We start from the raw sequence: 13840 nt of genomic DNA, 5'->3' as shown, positions 1-13840 counted from the left end.
CCACTTTCATGGCAGATTCGTGGGCCAATTCAAGCCCGTCCGGACAGCAGAGCTCAGCCCCGTCCGGGCGTCAGCGGCACCGGCACCGGCAGCGGCACCGGCAGGCGCGCCGAAGCGGCAGCGACCTCCACCTCGACCTACCGCCGTCCGCAGGCCCCCGGCCCCGCGCCGCGCTGCTGGCCGCCCTGCGCGAGGCCGTCCGCACCGGGCGCCTCGCCCCGGGAACCCGGCTGCCCTCGTCCCGTACCCTCGCCGCCGACCTGGGCCTGGCCCGCAACACCGTGGCGGGCGCGTACGCCGAACTCGTCGCGGAGGGCTGGCTGACGGCGCGGCAGGGCTCCGGTACCCGGGTCGCGGACCGCGCCGAACCGGCACCCCCGCGCCGCCCGCGCCCCCGGGCCGGCGCCGAGCAGCCCTCCCCGCTCTCGCTCAGCCGCCATCTGCGCCAGCAGCACCGCCCCGCCCACGATCTGCGCACCGGCGCGCCCGACGTCTCCGCCTTCCCCCGTTCGGCGTGGCTGACCTCGGCCCGCCGCGCGCTCACCGCGGCACCCGCGCACGCCTTCTCGCACGGTGACCTGCGCGGGGCCGCCGAACTGCGGCGGGCACTGGCCGCCTACCTGGCCCGGGCGCGCGGCGTACGAGCCGACCCGGAGCGCATCGTCGTCTGCGCGGGCTTCGCCCAAGGGGTCGCGCTGCTGGCGCGGGTGGTCGCGGGGGACGTCGCCGTGGAGGAGTACGGCCTGCCTTTCCACCGCGAGCTGCTGGAGACGACACCGGACCGCACCCGTCCCCTTCCCGTGGACGCACACGGCACCCGTACGCACCTCCTGGACACCGACCCGCACTTCGGCGACGTACGCGCGGTGCTGCTCACCCCGGCGCACCAGTACCCCCTCGGCGTCCCCCTGCACCCCGACCGCAGGGCGGCCGTCGTCGACTGGGCGGGACGCACCGGCGGTCTGGTGGTGGAGGACGACTACGACGGCGAGTTCCGCTACGACCGCCAGCCGGTGGGCGCGCTCCAGGGACTCGACCCCGAGCGCGTCGTCTACCTCGGCACCGCCAGCAAAGCACTGGCCCCCGCACTCCGGTTGGCCTGGATGGTGCTGCCCGAACACCTGGTGGAGCCGGTCCTGGCGGCCAAGACCCCCGCCGAGTGGACCACCGGCGCTCTCGACCAGCTCACCCTCGCGGACTTCCTGGAGTGCGGAGCCTACGACCGCCATGTACGGACCATGCGGCAGCGGTACCGGCGCCGCCGTGACCGGCTGGTCGAACACCTGGCGGCGCACGTCCCCGAGGCCCGCGCAACCGGCATCGCCGCAGGCCTCCACGCCGTCCTCCGCCTCCCACCCGGCGTCACCGAGGTCGCGGCCCTCCGCGCCCTCGACCGGGCCGGCACGGCGCTCGATCCCCTCACGGCCTTCCGCCACCCCGCCGCACCCGGCGAACCGCCGCCCCCCTCCCTGGTCGTCGGCTACGGCACCCCGCCCGAACACGCCTACACAGCCGCCCTCGACGCCCTGTGCGGCACGCTGGCGCGCTGCCGTCACTCGTGACGGGGGCCTGACCGCGCCGATCCGGAAACCGGCCACGAGCCGGGCATACGCCGTCCCCTTGCACAGATGGCCAACTAGGGGAGAGTTCGAGGAATTTGCCGCGATGCGGTGGCTGATACCTCACTTGCGGGGTATTCGTTGCCGGTTCTCGAGAAATTCACGGTCGCTGCCGACCGCAGCCCTGAGAGGCGCCCAGCCCGCCCCGACAGGAAGTCGCAAAAGGCGCCCCAAATTCCTTCGATGCCGACCACACAGCCAAGTTGGCCATGTACTCTTCAACTTCGACGCGCGGCGAACAGCGGCGTCTCGCGTTTCAAACGGGAGGAAGAGAAATTGAAGGTCAGGAAACTGATCGGTGTCGTGGTCGCAGCACTGGCGATGACCGCCATGGCATCCGCACCGGCATCCGCCGATGAGGCGGTCACCGGCGGCAACGTGGAAATGGTGATTTTCGGCAGCGGCTACCACGTCAGCTCGGTCACGATCCACGGGGTCCCCGAACCCCAGGGCCCGGCCCAGTACGAGTTCATTTACTACGCCACGACCTCGCCGACCAAGACGCACACAATGATTTGCGGCGGCAGCAGCACCGGGGGCAGTTGCAGTCACAAATTCAGCATCAACGCCACCTATGCGGGCGGAGTGGGAATCCGAAGCTGCGGATCGATCAAGCGCGTCGACAACCAGCAGATCCTCGGAACCGCCTGCAAGAAGTGGTGACGGACAAAGGCCCGCAGAACTGAGACCGACGCCGAGCCGAGTCCAACCCGACGGCCGACCCAACCGTTGGGCGACTCGACGACGGGATGAAGCTCCTGGCAGCAGGCGCCACGACCAAGACCCGCCGCGCCCTGCCAGGAGCTTCTCGCGCTTGTGTCCACCGGGCGTCACCGAGGCCGCAGCCCTGCGCACCCTCCGCGGGGCGCCGGCGCGCTGCCGTCACTCCGGCGGACGGCTGTAGCGCTCCAACGTCGCCTTGCTGGTGGAGGTGTCCTGGAAGATCAGCTCCCAGGGGCCGGAGTTGACGTCGAAGTCCTTGCCGAAGCCGATCCACTTGCCGGTCATCCGACGCCCTGTCGGCTCGACGAGGAGTTGGAGAGCGCCGTGGTAACGGGCTCCCGCGTAGTAGCCGTCGGACGAGGTCTGCTCGGTCCAGGTGCCGGTGACCACGTTGCGGTCCACGGTCAGTTCGAGAGTGAGGGGTGAATCCGGATTGGCGGAGGCGCCGGGCAGCGACTGTCCGGTAAGGCGTTCCCCGTGCTGGACGAGCACCAGGTGGTGCGACCCGGTGAAGGTGTCGCCCCGTCCGGAGCTGTAGTACTCGTAACGGCTCAGCCAGATACCGCCATAGTGGGGGGACGGTACGGCGGACGGCTGTTGCCGGGTGGCGTCGTCCGGTTCCGCGCCTTCGGCCTCCACGTCGTGTCCACCGTGCCCGTCGTCGGTGACTCGTAGCCGGGGCACCGCAAGGGCGAAACCGAGAGCTTCCACCGGGCGGCCGGTGACCCGCTCCAGCGCACGTGCGTACACCGGGCGGGGCGTACGGCTGATGCCGGACTCCCAGCGCTGTACCAGCCGCTTGCTCGCGTCGTTCGGCTCTCCGATCTCCTCGCCTGCTCGTCGCAGCGCCCTGGCCATGTCGTCCTGGCTGAACCGCAGCCCGATGCGCACGGCGCGGAGCATGTCGTTCGGTACCTGCTGCGCAGTCGTCATACCGACACGTTAGAGCCGAAGACCCACCCTGTGACACCGGTTTGACGCCTTCGGCGACGCTGATCAGACACCCGCGATGTCGTCGCAGTAACTGATAGTCATCGGCGACGCTCGGTCGCGCCACGAAAGGAGCGCACCTTGACCGAAAAGCGCGAACCCCTCTTCCAGGAAGACCTCCGGCTGTTGCCGTGGACGTCCGACACGGGCAAGCCCTGCTATCTGGCACCCGGCGCCGACGACGGGATGATCTCCGCGTTGGCCGACGCGGCCGAGGACCGGCAGATCGGCGATGCCGCGCGGGTGCTGAGGGAGTGCGAGGCCGTCCTGGCTCAACCAGCCGCAGGCGCCCTCGCCTTACGGCTGGCCTTGACGGCGTCGGCTCGCGCCCTCCGCGACGTGGCGCGCGTCGCGCACAGCCGGGGGTTGCGGCTCGGAATCTGTGACGACGAGTAGTCGCACTGCGGCATGATCGGCGGTGATCCGTCCATCGGACCGAGAACGGAGAGAGCCGCTGTGTCACGCCTGCGCTGTGCCCTGCTCGACGACTTCCAGGCCGTCGGGACCACCGTGGCCGACTGGTCCCTCGTCGAGGACCGGGTAGAAATCGTCAGCTTCCAGGAACACCCGGTCGACGAGGACGCGTTGGTGGCCATGCTCGACGGGTTCGACATCGCGGTGACACTGCGGGAGCGGATCGCCTTCCCCGCGGCCGTCTTCGCGCGGCTGCCGCGGCTGGAACTGCTGATCGCCTCAGGGATGCGGAACTCCGTCATCGACTACGCGGCGGCGAAGGAGCACGGGGTGACCGTCTGCGGAACGGCGAGCTCGCAGACTCCGCCGCTCGAACTGACGTGGGCGCTGCTGCTGGGCCTCGCACGCGGGATCGGAACGGAGAGCACAGCCATCCGCGAGGGCGGCCCCTGGCAGCAGACAGTGGGCGCCGACCTGCGCGGGCGGCGCCTCGGCCTGCTCGGACTCGGCAAGATCGGCGCGCGGATGGCGCCCGTCGCCGCCGCGTTCGGCATGGAGGTGGCTGCCTGGAGCCAGAACCTCACCCAGGAGCGGGCCGACGAGGTGGGCGTGGAGCGAGCCGCCTCACTCCACGAACTGCTGCGCGGCAGCGACTTCGTCTCCGTGCACCTCGCACTGAGCGACCGTACGCGCGGACTGATGGGCGCCGCCGAGCTCGCGGCGATGAAGCCGGACGCCTACCTCGTCAACACCTCCCGGGCCGCCATCGTCGACCAGGACGCGCTGCTGGAAGCACTGCGCAGCGGCACCATCGCCGGCGCCGCCACCGACGTCTTCGACACGGAGCCCCTCCCCGCCGACCACCCGCTGCGCACGGCCCCCCGCCTGCTGGCCACCCCGCACCTGGGCTACGTCACCCGCGACAACTACCGCCGCTACTACGGCCAGGCCGTCGAAAACATCCACGCCTACCTGACAGGCACCCCACTGCGCCGCCTCCCGTGAAGCACGCACTCGGCGTGCGGGTCGGCGAGCGCAGCAGGGGCCGAACCTCTACTTCGCCAGAACCGCCCGCAACTGCTCCAGGCCCCAGTCCAGGTCTTCCTTGGAGATGGACAGGGGCGGGGCGAGCCGGACGGTGGAGCCGTGGGTGTCCTTGACCAGGACGCCCTTGGTCAGGAGCTGTTCGGAGATCTGGCGGCCGGTGCCGTGGGAGGGGTCGATGTCGACGCCGGCCCACAGGCCGCGGCCCCGGACCTCGCGGACCGCCGAGCCGGGCAGCAGCCGCAGCTCGCGGTGGAGGTGTTCGCCCAGTTCCCTGGCGCGCTCCTGGTACTCGCCGCTGCGCAGCATGGCGAGGACTTCCAGGGCGACCGCGCAGGCCAGTGGGTTGCCGCCGAAGGTGGAGCCGTGTTCGCCGGGTCGGTACACGCCCAGCACCTCGCGGTTGGAGACGACGGCGGAGACCGGCACCACACCGCCGCCGAGCGCCTTGCCGAGGACGTACATGTCGGGGACGACGTCCTCGTGCTCGCAGGCGAAGGTGGCGCCCGTGCGGCCGAGCCCCGACTGGATCTCGTCGGCGATGAACAGCACCTGGCGCGAGCGGGTCAGCTCGCGGACGCCCGCGAGGTAGCCGGGCGGCGGGACCAGTACACCGGCCTCGCCCTGGATGGGCTCCAGGAGCACGGCGACGGTGTGCTCGTCGACGGCCGCCTCCAGCGCCGCGAGATCGCCGTAGGGGACGATCTCGAAGCCGGGCGTGTACGGCCCGTAGTCGGCGCGGGCCTCCTCGTCCGTGGAGAAGCTGATGATCGTCGTCGTACGGCCGTGGAAGTTGTTGTCCGCGACGACGATCTTGGCCCGGCCGTCGGGGACGCCCTTGACCTTGTAACCCCACTTGCGTGCCGTCTTGACGGCCGTCTCCACCGCCTCGGCGCCGGTGTTCATCGGCAGCACCATCTCCATGCCGCACAGGTCGGCCAGCTGCGCGGCGAAGTCGGCGAAGCGGTCGTGGTGGAAGGCGCGGGAGGTGAGGGTGACCCGGTCGAGCTGGGCCTTGGCCGCCTCGATGAGCCGCGGGTTGCGGTGGCCGAAGTTCAGGGCCGAGTAACCGGCCAGCATGTCGAGAAAGCGGCGCCCCTCGACATCGGTCACCCACGCGCCGTCCGCTGTGGCGATGACGACGGGGAGCGGGTGGTAGTTGTGCGCGCTGTGAGCTTCCGCTGTGGCGATGCTCTGGGCGCTCGAAGCACCCGTGGCGCTGGAGGGGCTTGAGAGGGTGGACATCGTCGTCTCCGTTCCTCTGTGCATACCGGCGTGCCTGCCCGGTGGGGCCGCACCTTTCTATCCTCTGTCGACCAGGGGCGTCTGCTCCGGCGCCCGGCGTATTTCCCCGCGCCCCTCGCCCGGCCCATGTGCTCCCACGGGCCGGGCCCCGTGCCCCAGCTCACCCGAAACCGGGGCGCAGGCGGGTCCGGACACCTGAGAGAATGGCCGCATGGCCAATGATCGTCCCCGTGTGCTCTCCGGAATCCAGCCCACCGCCGGTTCGTTCCACCTCGGCAACTACCTCGGCGCCGTACGCCAGTGGGTGGCGCTCCAGGAGACACACGACGCGTACTACATGGTCGTCGACCTGCACGCCATGACGATCCCGAAGGACCCGGCCGACCTGCGCAACAACTCGCGGATGGCCGCGGCGCAGCTGCTGGCCGCCGGGCTGGACCCGGAGCGCTGCACGCTCTTCCTGCAGAGCCATGTGCCCGAGCACACCCAGCTGAGCTGGATCGTGGAGTGCCTCACCGGCTTCGGCGAGGCCGCGCGGATGACGCAGTTCAAGGACAAGTCCGCCAAGCAGGGCACCGACCACACCAGCGTCGGGCTGTTCACCTATCCCGCGCTGATGGTCGCCGACATCCTGGTCTACCAGGCGCACCAGGTCCCGGTCGGCGAGGACCAGCGCCAGCACCTGGAGCTCACCCGCACCATCGCGGAGCGGTTCAACGGGCGCTACGGCGCCACCTTCCCCGTCCCGGAGGCGTACATCCTCAAGGAGACGGCGAAGATCTACGACCTGCAGGACCCGGCGGTCAAGATGAGCAAGTCAGCGTCCACCCCCAAGGGCATCATCGAGCTGCTGGACGAGCCGAAGACCACCGCCAAGAAGATCAAGAGCGCGGTCACCGACACCGACACCGTCATCCGGTTCGACCGGGACAAGAAGCCCGGTATCAGCAACCTGCTGACGATCTACTCGACACTCACCGGCGCCGGAATCCAGGAACTGGAAGATAAGTACGCGGGCAAGGGCTACGGTGCGCTGAAGACGGATCTCGCCGAGATCGTCACGGACTGGGTGACGCCTTATCGTGACCGGACGCAGGAGTACATGGACGACCCGGCGACGCTGGACAAGATCCTGGCCGACGGCGCCGAGAAGGCCAGGGCCGTGGCGAGCGAGACACTGCGGACCGTGTACGACAAGGTGGGCCTTGTGCCCGGCAGGCGGTGAAGGGAGAACCTATGGGCGCGGGAGCGACCGTCACCCTCGGCGTATCGCTCGCCGTCCCGGAGCCGTACGGCACACTGCTCCAGGCGCGGCGGGCCTCCTTCGGCGACGCCGCGGCCCACAGCATCCCCACCCACATCACCCTGCTGCCGCCCACCGAGGTGGCGGCCTCCGCGCGGCCGGCCGTCGAGGCGCACCTGGCGGGCGTGGCCATGTCCGGCCGCGCCTTCCCGGTACGGCTGTCGGGTACGGGCACGTTCCGGCCGCTGTCCCCGGTGGTCTTCGTACAGGTCGTGGAGGGCGCCACGGCCTGCTCCCGGCTCCAGGAGCGGGTCCGCGACCCGGAGGGCCCGCTCGACCGGGAGCTGCACTTCCCGTACCACCCGCATGTGACGGTCGCGCACGGCATCCCTGAGCCGGCCCTGGACCGTGCCTACCAGGAGCTGTCCGAGTTCGAGTGCGCGTGGACGGCCACCGGCTTCGCCCTCTACGAGCAGGGCGGCGACCAGGTGTGGCGGCTCAAGCGGGAGTTCCCCTTCGCGCAGCACCCGAGCCCGAGCCCGAGCCCCGGCTACCCGCAGGGCGGCCCCGCGCTCGACGGCCCGCCGTCCCTGGAGATCCCGGCCCCGGCCCCGGCCCCGGCCGCGCCCTGCCGCCCGCCGCACCAGCGCCGCTCGTCCCTGCGGCCGCCCGCCGCCACGCTCTGACGGCTGTCTGTCGCCACGCGCCGCCACACCCTGACGGGCTGCCCCGCACCCGCTCCGGCCGCGGCCACGCTCCGACGCCGCCCGCGGCAGACGGCAGGGGACGCCGGCAGGCGGTAACGTCCAGCAACGGCTGAAGATCGCTGGGCTGGGCAGGTGGCTGGTGTGGAGAGACTGAAGAAGCTGCCGCTGGTGGGCCCGCTGCTCGGGCCGCTTGCGGCCTGGTTCCGCGCGGTGCTCGGACGGCTCCGCGCGCTGCTCGGACGGCTCCGCACCACCCGCGTCTGGCGGATCTACCAGCACCTGGACGAGCGCAAGTGGACGCGGCTGGCCGCCGCCATCACCTTCACCAGCTTCCTGGCGCTGTTCCCGATGCTCGCCGTGGGCGTGGCCGTCGCCGCCGCGCTGCTGTCACACGACCAGACGAACCGGCTCCAGGACACCCTCACCGACCAGGTGCCCGGCATCTCCGACCAGCTGGAACTCCAGTCGCTGGTGGACAACGCGGGCACCGTCGGAGGCGTCGCCGGCGCTGTGCTGCTGTTCACCGGCGGACGCTGGGTCGGCACCCTGCGCGAGAGCCTGCGCGCCCTGTGGGACCTGGAGGAGGACCCCGGAAACCTCGTCGTCCGCCGGGCGGTCGACATCGGCATCCTGCTCGGCCTCGGCGTCGTCGGACTGGTCTCCTTCGGCGGCTCGGCGTTCGCGATGACCGCGGCGCGGTGGGTCGCCGAGCAGCTGGGAGCAGCCCAGGGCAGCGCGGGGACGGTACTGCTGCGCGCCGCCGCCTACGCCGCCGCCGTGGCCGCCGACTTCCTCCTGCTGTGGTACGTGCTCACGCTGCTGCCCCGCGTACGGCCGCCGCGCCGCGCGACCCTGGCGGCGGCCCTCCAGGGCGCGGTCGGCTTCGAACTGCTGAAGCTGCTGCTGGGCGGCTACCTCCAGCAGGTCGCAGCGAAGAACATCTACGGCGCCTTCGGCGTGCCCATCGCCCTGCTGCTGTGGATCAGCTTCATGGCCAAGCTGCTGCTCTGGTGCGCCGCCTGGACGGCGACGGCCCCCGCGCCCGGCGGGGGCCCCGATGCCCAGCCGCCCGTCGAGGACCTCGCCGTGGGCGGGAGGGACACCTCACCCGACGGCGAGGACGCCGGCGGCGGCGAGGACGTCAGCGGCGGCGACGACGCGCCAGCTCCGGGAGCGGCCAACGGCGATGCACCCCGTACGCCACCAGAGCCAGGGCCACCAGAGCACCGGCAGTGACTGCCAGCGCCGTCCCGGCACCGCCCGAGGGCTTGCTGTGGGTGTGCGCCGCCGCGTGGGTGTCCGAGCCGCCGGCCTCACCGCCCTTGCCCGCGGGTGCGCCCCCGCCTGCGGCGGCATTGCCGGGCGCCGCCAGCTCGCCGACCGGCTGCACCTTGCCGTCCGCCGCGAAGCCCCAGTCCAGCAGCCTTGCCGCCTCCTTGTAGACGCCGTGTGCCTCGCCGCCCTCCGGATGCATGACCGTCACCAGCAGCACCCGGTCGCCGCGCTGCGCCACACCGGTGAAGGTGTTGCCCGCGTTGGTCGTCGAGCCGTTCTTCACCCCGGCGATGCCCGGGTACGGCTTGATCCCGACATCACCGGTCAGCAGCCGGTTGGTGTTCTGGATCTGGAAGCTCCCGCGCTTCTTCTTGCCGGTCTTCTTGTCCTTCTTCGTCTCACCGGGGAACTTCGCGGTGGCGGTGGCCGCGTACTCGCGGAAGTCCTCGTTCTGCAGCCCGGACCGCGCGAACAGCGTCAGGTCGTACGCCGAGGAGACCTGGCCCTTGTGGTCGTAGCCGTCCGGGCTGACCACCTTGGTGTCGTTGGCGTGCAGAGTGCGAGCCCGCTCGTTCATCTCACGGACCGACTTCTCCTTGCCGCCGTTCATGGCCGCCAGCACGTGCACGGCGTCGTTCCCGGAGCGCAGGAAGACACCGAGCCACAGATCGTGCACCGAGTACGTCTCGCCCTCCTTGACGCCGACGAGACTGCTGCCCTCACCCATCCCCTCCAGGTCCGCGGGGACCACCTTGTGGGTGCGGTCCTTGGGCAGCTTCGGCAGCACCGTGTCGGCGAAGAGCATCTTCAGCGTGCTGGCCGGAGGCAGCCGCCAGTGCGCGTTGTGCGAGGCCAGCACCTCGCCCGACTCCGCGTCCGTGACGATCCAGGAGCGCGCCGAGACCTTGGTGGGCAGCTCGGGAGCGCCCGGCTCGAGGTCCACCTGGGTCCCGGGACGGCCCAGCCGCTCGCCGCCGATGGTCGACATCTGCGCCGGCGGCTTGGGCTCCTTGCCGGCCGGTTTGTTGTCGTCGGCGTACGAGGGCTGGGTCCCCGCCGCGGTCACCAGACAGAGGACGAGTGCGGTGGAGGCGAGGCCACCGAGCGTGGTCGCGCGGCGCCTGCGCAAGACGCCGCGCCGGTAAGGGCGCGCGGCGTGGTCTGAATAATGCGAAGAAATGGGCACCCTGCGAACGTACAGGCCCTTCGGCGCGTTGGGGATGTCGAGCCCCTCCATGCGCGGCTTCTCGTCGCCCAACTCGCCCAGCCCGCTAGCCCAATGGGGGGTGGCCCGGACGCCCTGCCCCCGCCGCGTGACGGCCACGGGACCCCGCCGGACAGCGGATCCGGCCTACGCCCGGCTTCGCCGCTTCCGATGGTCGCGAGGCCCGGGGTCCCGGCGGCCGGGGTTCCGGGCACGGCGGTCATACTGGACAGCATGCGCGACACCTCCACCGCACCCCCCACCGCGGACTCCGCCGCCCCGGGGACGGAACCCCCGGCGGGACGGCGGGCGGGCCTGGTGCTCTCCCGGCGTACCTCCTGGTTCCTGCTGGCCTTCGGGGTCTGGTCCTGGTTCGTCTGGATCACCTTCGTCAAGAACCTCTGGAAGGACAGCAGCGGACTGGCTTTCGACGACGCCGGTGATCCGACGGGTTATTTTTGGATCCACCTGCTGCTGGCGATCACCTCGTTCCTGCTGGGGACGGCGATCGGTCTGCTCGGGCTGCGCGGAGTGCGCGCTGCCCGGCGCACCTGAGGCCGCCCGGGCAGGTCCGGGAGCGGGGGAGAGCGAGGGGGAGGGACGGCCGTGATGGTGGCTGTGTTCGTACTGATCGGACTGGTGGTGCTGGGCCTGCTGGCCGGCAACCATCTGTATCTGTGGCGGCGCTTCGTACGTGACGTGTCCGCGCCCGGGAGCTGGTGGCGCCGGCTGGGCACGGTGCTGGCGGTGGTGCTGCCCGTCACCCTGTTCGGCGCGCTGATCTCCGGCCGCGCGAACGCCCCCTTCACGGTGGAGCGCGTACTGGCCTGGCCCGGCTTCCTGTGGCTGGCCTGCCTGCTCTATCTGACGCTGGCGCTGCTCGCCGGGGAACTGGTGCGGTTCGTGGTGCGCCGCACGCCGTGGGGGAGGGAGCGGCAGGCACGGTCACGCGCGGCGGAGCCGCCTGCGGCAGCCGAGGCGGCGGAGGTGCCGGATGCGGAGGGGGTGCCGGAGGCGGCCGAGGTGCCCGCAACGGCGGAGGTCTCCGCGGCGGCGGCAGCGGAGTCGGGCGGCGGCACCGGCACAGGCGGCGTCGCCACCGAGCCCGGCGCTGCCACGCGTACCGATGCGCGCACCGACACGCGCACCGACCCGCGTGCCGGCCAGGCCACCGTCCCCCTCTCAGCGCCCGTCCCCACCCGCCGGGTCTTCCTCGCGCGCACCCTCGCCGTGACCGCCGCCACAGCCGGTCTCGGCACCACGGCGGCCGGGGCCTACAGCGTGCTGAACGGGCCGACCCTCAAACACGTCACCGTTCCGCTGACCAAGCTGGGCCGCCGTACGCACGGCTACCGCATCGCCGTCGTCAGCGACATCCACCTCGGGCCGATCCTGGGACGCGCCCACACCCGGCGGATCGTCGACACCATCAACAGCACGCAGCCGGACCTGGTGACGATAGTCGGCGACCTGGTCGACGGCAGCGTCGCGCACCTGGGCCCGGCCGCCGAACCGCTGCGCGAGCTGCGGTCCCGCCACGGCTCGTTCTTCGTGACGGGCAACCACGAGTACTTCGGGGACGCCCGCGAGTGGATCGACCACCTGCGCGAGCTGAACGTCCACCCGCTGGAGAACGCCCGGCGCGAGCTGCCGGGCTTCGACCTCGCCGGGGTCAACGACCTCGCGGGCGAGGACCAGGGCGAGGGCCCCGATTTCACCAAGGCGCTCCGCGACCGGGACACCGCACGCGCCTGCGTCCTGCTGGCGCACCAGCCGGTCCAGATCCACGAAGCCGTCGACCACGACGTCGACCTCCAGCTGTCCGGCCATACACACGGCGGCCAGCTGTGGCCCGGCAACTACCTCGCCGCCCTCGCCAACCCGACCGTCGCGGGGCTGGAGCGCTACGGCGACACCCAGCTGTATGTCACCCGGGGCGCCGGCGCGTGGGGCCCACCCGTCCGGGTGGGCGCCGAGTCGGACATCACCATCGTGACGCTGGCAGCGAAGCGGGCGTAACAGCAGCCCTCAGCCCTCAGTCCTCCAGCAGTCGCAGCACCCGCCGCCAGGAGTCGGCCCGTGCGGCCTGGTCGGCACGGGAGGTGCTGACCACGGCGCCGTTGCGGCCGCCCTCCTGGCCGGGCTGGCCGAGTGGGAACCAGTTCACGTGGTGGCCGGCGTCCGGGTGGACCAGTTTTTTCGCGCCCTGCCGGGCCATGGCGGCAGCCGAGGCGGCCGAGCCCCACATCTTGTCGTTGCCGCCCGCGACGGCGAGCACCGTGCCGCGTACGCGGTCCAGCGGGATGGGTCCGGTCGGGATCGGCTCGCCGTGGTCGGTCCAGGCAGTGGTGCCGCTCAGATAGGGGCCGTTGACCTTGGAGGAGGGCGCGTAGGCGATCACGTCGTGGAAGACGGACGGGCGGCGCTGTCCGAGGAGCTGTGCCGCCTCGCTCCCGCGCGAGTTGCCCATCACGGCCAGCCGTCCGGGATCGGCGCCCTCCTGCTTGCGGAGCAGGTTCCCGGCGCGGGTGAAGTAGTCCAGGTCGATGTCGTCGATCCCGTTCGGGCGCCCGGAGCCCTTGCCGCAGCGGAAGTAGCACACCGACATCGCCGGGTGCCCGTGCGAGGCGAGCAGCGCGGCCGTGTACGTTCCGGCGTTGCCGCCCTCGGAGCCGCCGAACACCAGCACGGGAGCCTTGCGGTCGCCGCCCTTCGGCGGCAGGTACAGATCGCCTGCGATCTCGTCCTTGGCGACGGTGAGTTCGCGGTGCTCGGTGCCCTTCCTCAGCCATTGCCGTACCAGGTCGCGGCGGGCGACGCGCTCGCCCTTGTCCTTGCCGGACAGGGCGGTGGCGCTGAGCCTGAGCTTGTAGGAGCGCTGCTGTCCGGGCGGGCCCGGGTGGTAGGAGAACGCCTTGCCACTGCCGATCAGCTTGTGTGCGCGTCCGCTCGTCGGCAGCATGCTCCCCAGCAGCCGCGCGCTTCCCTTCTCACCCAGGTCGACAGTGCCCTCGCTGTCCGCCGTACGGGAGACCGAGGCCGCCCAGGGGGTGCCGTGCCGGTCCTCGGCCCGGGCGCCGATCTCGACCCGGGTGCGGGGCGCGAGTCCCTCGAGCCGTATCCGCACCGGTGCGTCCGCGAGAGCGACCGTCCCGCCGGACTCGAAGCGCACCGCGTGCTGCCCCGAGGGCTTGGCCGGGCCGCCCTTGTCCGCGCCGTCGCTGACCGAGCAGCCCGCCGCGGTGAGCGCAAGAGCGAGGGCCGCCGTTGCCGTCGGTACCATCCGCATCCGTCCCATCGGCCGCACGATACGCACACCACGGCGTCGGCGTCGGCGCAGGGTCCGGCGGCACCTTCGAGCGCTTCTTCGAAACCC

Annotated in this window: 13 protein-coding genes; 9 read left to right on the top strand and 4 right to left on the bottom strand. The window is 71.6% G+C overall.

All coding sequences use genetic code 11. The annotated features are described in order from the left end of the window. The first annotated feature begins 8 nt into the window (after window positions 1–8). Both HC362_RS12135 and HC362_RS12130 read left to right on the top strand, forming a co-directional pair. On the top strand, window positions 9–1562 hold the full coding sequence (locus tag HC362_RS12135) for a PLP-dependent aminotransferase family protein (protein ID WP_243083973.1): 1554 nt from the start codon (window positions 9–11) through the stop codon (window positions 1560–1562). A gap of 240 nt (window positions 1563–1802) precedes the next feature. Continuing rightward, window positions 1803–2282, top strand: a complete 480-nt coding sequence (locus HC362_RS12130) for a hypothetical protein (RefSeq protein ID WP_243083972.1) — start codon at window positions 1803–1805, stop codon at window positions 2280–2282. 219 nt (window positions 2283–2501) lie between these two features. Here HC362_RS12130 and HC362_RS12125 read toward each other — a convergent pair whose 3' ends face one another. Continuing rightward, window positions 2502–3275, bottom strand: coding sequence for a DUF1456 family protein (locus HC362_RS12125; RefSeq protein ID WP_243083971.1), 774 nt, complete (start codon window positions 3273–3275; stop codon window positions 2502–2504). 138 nt (window positions 3276–3413) lie between these two features. Here HC362_RS12125 and HC362_RS12120 point away from each other — a divergent pair, with 138 nt between their 5' ends. Both HC362_RS12120 and HC362_RS12115 read left to right on the top strand, forming a co-directional pair. Further along, on the top strand, window positions 3414–3728 hold the full coding sequence (locus tag HC362_RS12120; RefSeq protein WP_243083970.1) for a hypothetical protein: 315 nt from the start codon (window positions 3414–3416) through the stop codon (window positions 3726–3728). Between the two features lie 60 nt (window positions 3729–3788). Further along, on the top strand, window positions 3789–4751 hold the full coding sequence (locus HC362_RS12115; RefSeq protein WP_243083969.1) for a D-2-hydroxyacid dehydrogenase family protein: 963 nt from the start codon (window positions 3789–3791) through the stop codon (window positions 4749–4751). A 48-nt stretch (window positions 4752–4799) separates the two neighbouring features. On the opposite strand, the gene rocD is transcribed toward HC362_RS12115, so the two are convergent. After that, window positions 4800–6035 (bottom strand): ornithine--oxo-acid transaminase, encoded by a 1236-nt coding sequence (gene rocD, locus HC362_RS12110; RefSeq protein WP_243083968.1) that lies wholly within the window; start codon window positions 6033–6035, stop codon window positions 4800–4802. Between the two features lie 211 nt (window positions 6036–6246). Between rocD and trpS the strand changes: the two genes are divergently transcribed. The 3 genes from trpS (at window position 6247) to HC362_RS12095 (ending at window position 9221) form a co-directional block, all read left to right on the top strand. After that, entirely contained in the window at window positions 6247–7260 is a 1014-nt protein-coding gene (gene trpS, locus HC362_RS12105) for a tryptophan--tRNA ligase (protein WP_243083967.1), read from the top strand. An 11-nt stretch (window positions 7261–7271) separates the two neighbouring features. Next, a complete protein-coding gene (locus tag HC362_RS12100) occupies window positions 7272–7964 on the top strand; it encodes a 2'-5' RNA ligase family protein (RefSeq protein ID WP_243083966.1) in 693 nt (230 codons plus the stop codon). 162 nt (window positions 7965–8126) lie between these two features. Next, on the top strand, window positions 8127–9221 hold the full coding sequence (locus HC362_RS12095) for a YihY/virulence factor BrkB family protein (RefSeq protein ID WP_243083965.1): 1095 nt from the start codon (window positions 8127–8129) through the stop codon (window positions 9219–9221). On the opposite strand, the gene HC362_RS12090 is transcribed toward HC362_RS12095, so the two are convergent. Further along, window positions 9127–10389 (bottom strand): D-alanyl-D-alanine carboxypeptidase, encoded by a 1263-nt coding sequence (locus tag HC362_RS12090; protein ID WP_243083964.1) that lies wholly within the window; start codon window positions 10387–10389, stop codon window positions 9127–9129. The genes HC362_RS12095 and HC362_RS12090 overlap by 95 nt on opposite strands. A gap of 390 nt (window positions 10390–10779) precedes the next feature. Between HC362_RS12090 and HC362_RS12085 the strand changes: the two genes are divergently transcribed. Continuing rightward, the gene (locus HC362_RS12085) at window positions 10780–11019 is read left to right on the top strand and encodes a hypothetical protein (protein ID WP_347568538.1); all 240 of its coding nucleotides are present in this window, start codon (window positions 10780–10782) and stop codon (window positions 11017–11019) included. Window positions 11020–11073: 54 nt separating this feature from the next. Continuing rightward, the gene (locus HC362_RS12080; protein ID WP_243083962.1) at window positions 11074–12483 is read left to right on the top strand and encodes a metallophosphoesterase; all 1410 of its coding nucleotides are present in this window, start codon (window positions 11074–11076) and stop codon (window positions 12481–12483) included. Window positions 12484–12499: 16 nt separating this feature from the next. Here the strand turns inward: HC362_RS12080 and HC362_RS12075 are convergent, their stop codons facing one another. Then, window positions 12500–13762: an acyl-CoA thioesterase/BAAT N-terminal domain-containing protein gene (locus HC362_RS12075; protein ID WP_243083961.1), complete on the bottom strand. Its 1263-nt coding sequence runs from the start codon at window positions 13760–13762 to the stop codon at window positions 12500–12502. Between the last annotated feature and the right edge of the window lie 78 nt (window positions 13763–13840).

It is taken from the genome of Streptomyces sp. 891-h (assembly GCF_022760275.1).
GTDB lineage: Bacteria > Actinomycetota > Actinomycetes > Streptomycetales > Streptomycetaceae > Streptomyces > Streptomyces spirodelae.
The sequence above is the reverse complement of the archived record's forward strand: the minus strand, read 5'-3'. Positions and strand labels throughout refer to the sequence as shown.

What these genes read in the sequence shown, in the direction of transcription:
- HC362_RS12080 (WP_243083962.1), top strand. Translation starts at nt 11,074, where the DNA reads ATGGTGGCTGTGTTCGTACTGATCGGACTGGTGGTGCTGGGCCTGCTG.
- HC362_RS12125 (WP_243083971.1), bottom strand. Translation starts at nt 3,275, where the DNA reads ATGACGACTGCGCAGCAGGTACCGAACGACATGCTCCGCGCCGTGCGC.
- HC362_RS12135 (WP_243083973.1), top strand. Translation starts at nt 9, where the DNA reads ATGGCAGATTCGTGGGCCAATTCAAGCCCGTCCGGACAGCAGAGCTCA.
- HC362_RS12075 (WP_243083961.1), bottom strand. Translation starts at nt 13,762, where the DNA reads ATGGGACGGATGCGGATGGTACCGACGGCAACGGCGGCCCTCGCTCTT.
- HC362_RS12100 (WP_243083966.1), top strand. Translation starts at nt 7,272, where the DNA reads ATGGGCGCGGGAGCGACCGTCACCCTCGGCGTATCGCTCGCCGTCCCG.
- HC362_RS12130 (WP_243083972.1), top strand. Translation starts at nt 1,803, where the DNA reads ATGCCGACCACACAGCCAAGTTGGCCATGTACTCTTCAACTTCGACGC.
- rocD (WP_243083968.1), bottom strand. Translation starts at nt 6,035, where the DNA reads ATGTCCACCCTCTCAAGCCCCTCCAGCGCCACGGGTGCTTCGAGCGCC.
- trpS (WP_243083967.1), top strand. Translation starts at nt 6,247, where the DNA reads ATGGCCAATGATCGTCCCCGTGTGCTCTCCGGAATCCAGCCCACCGCC.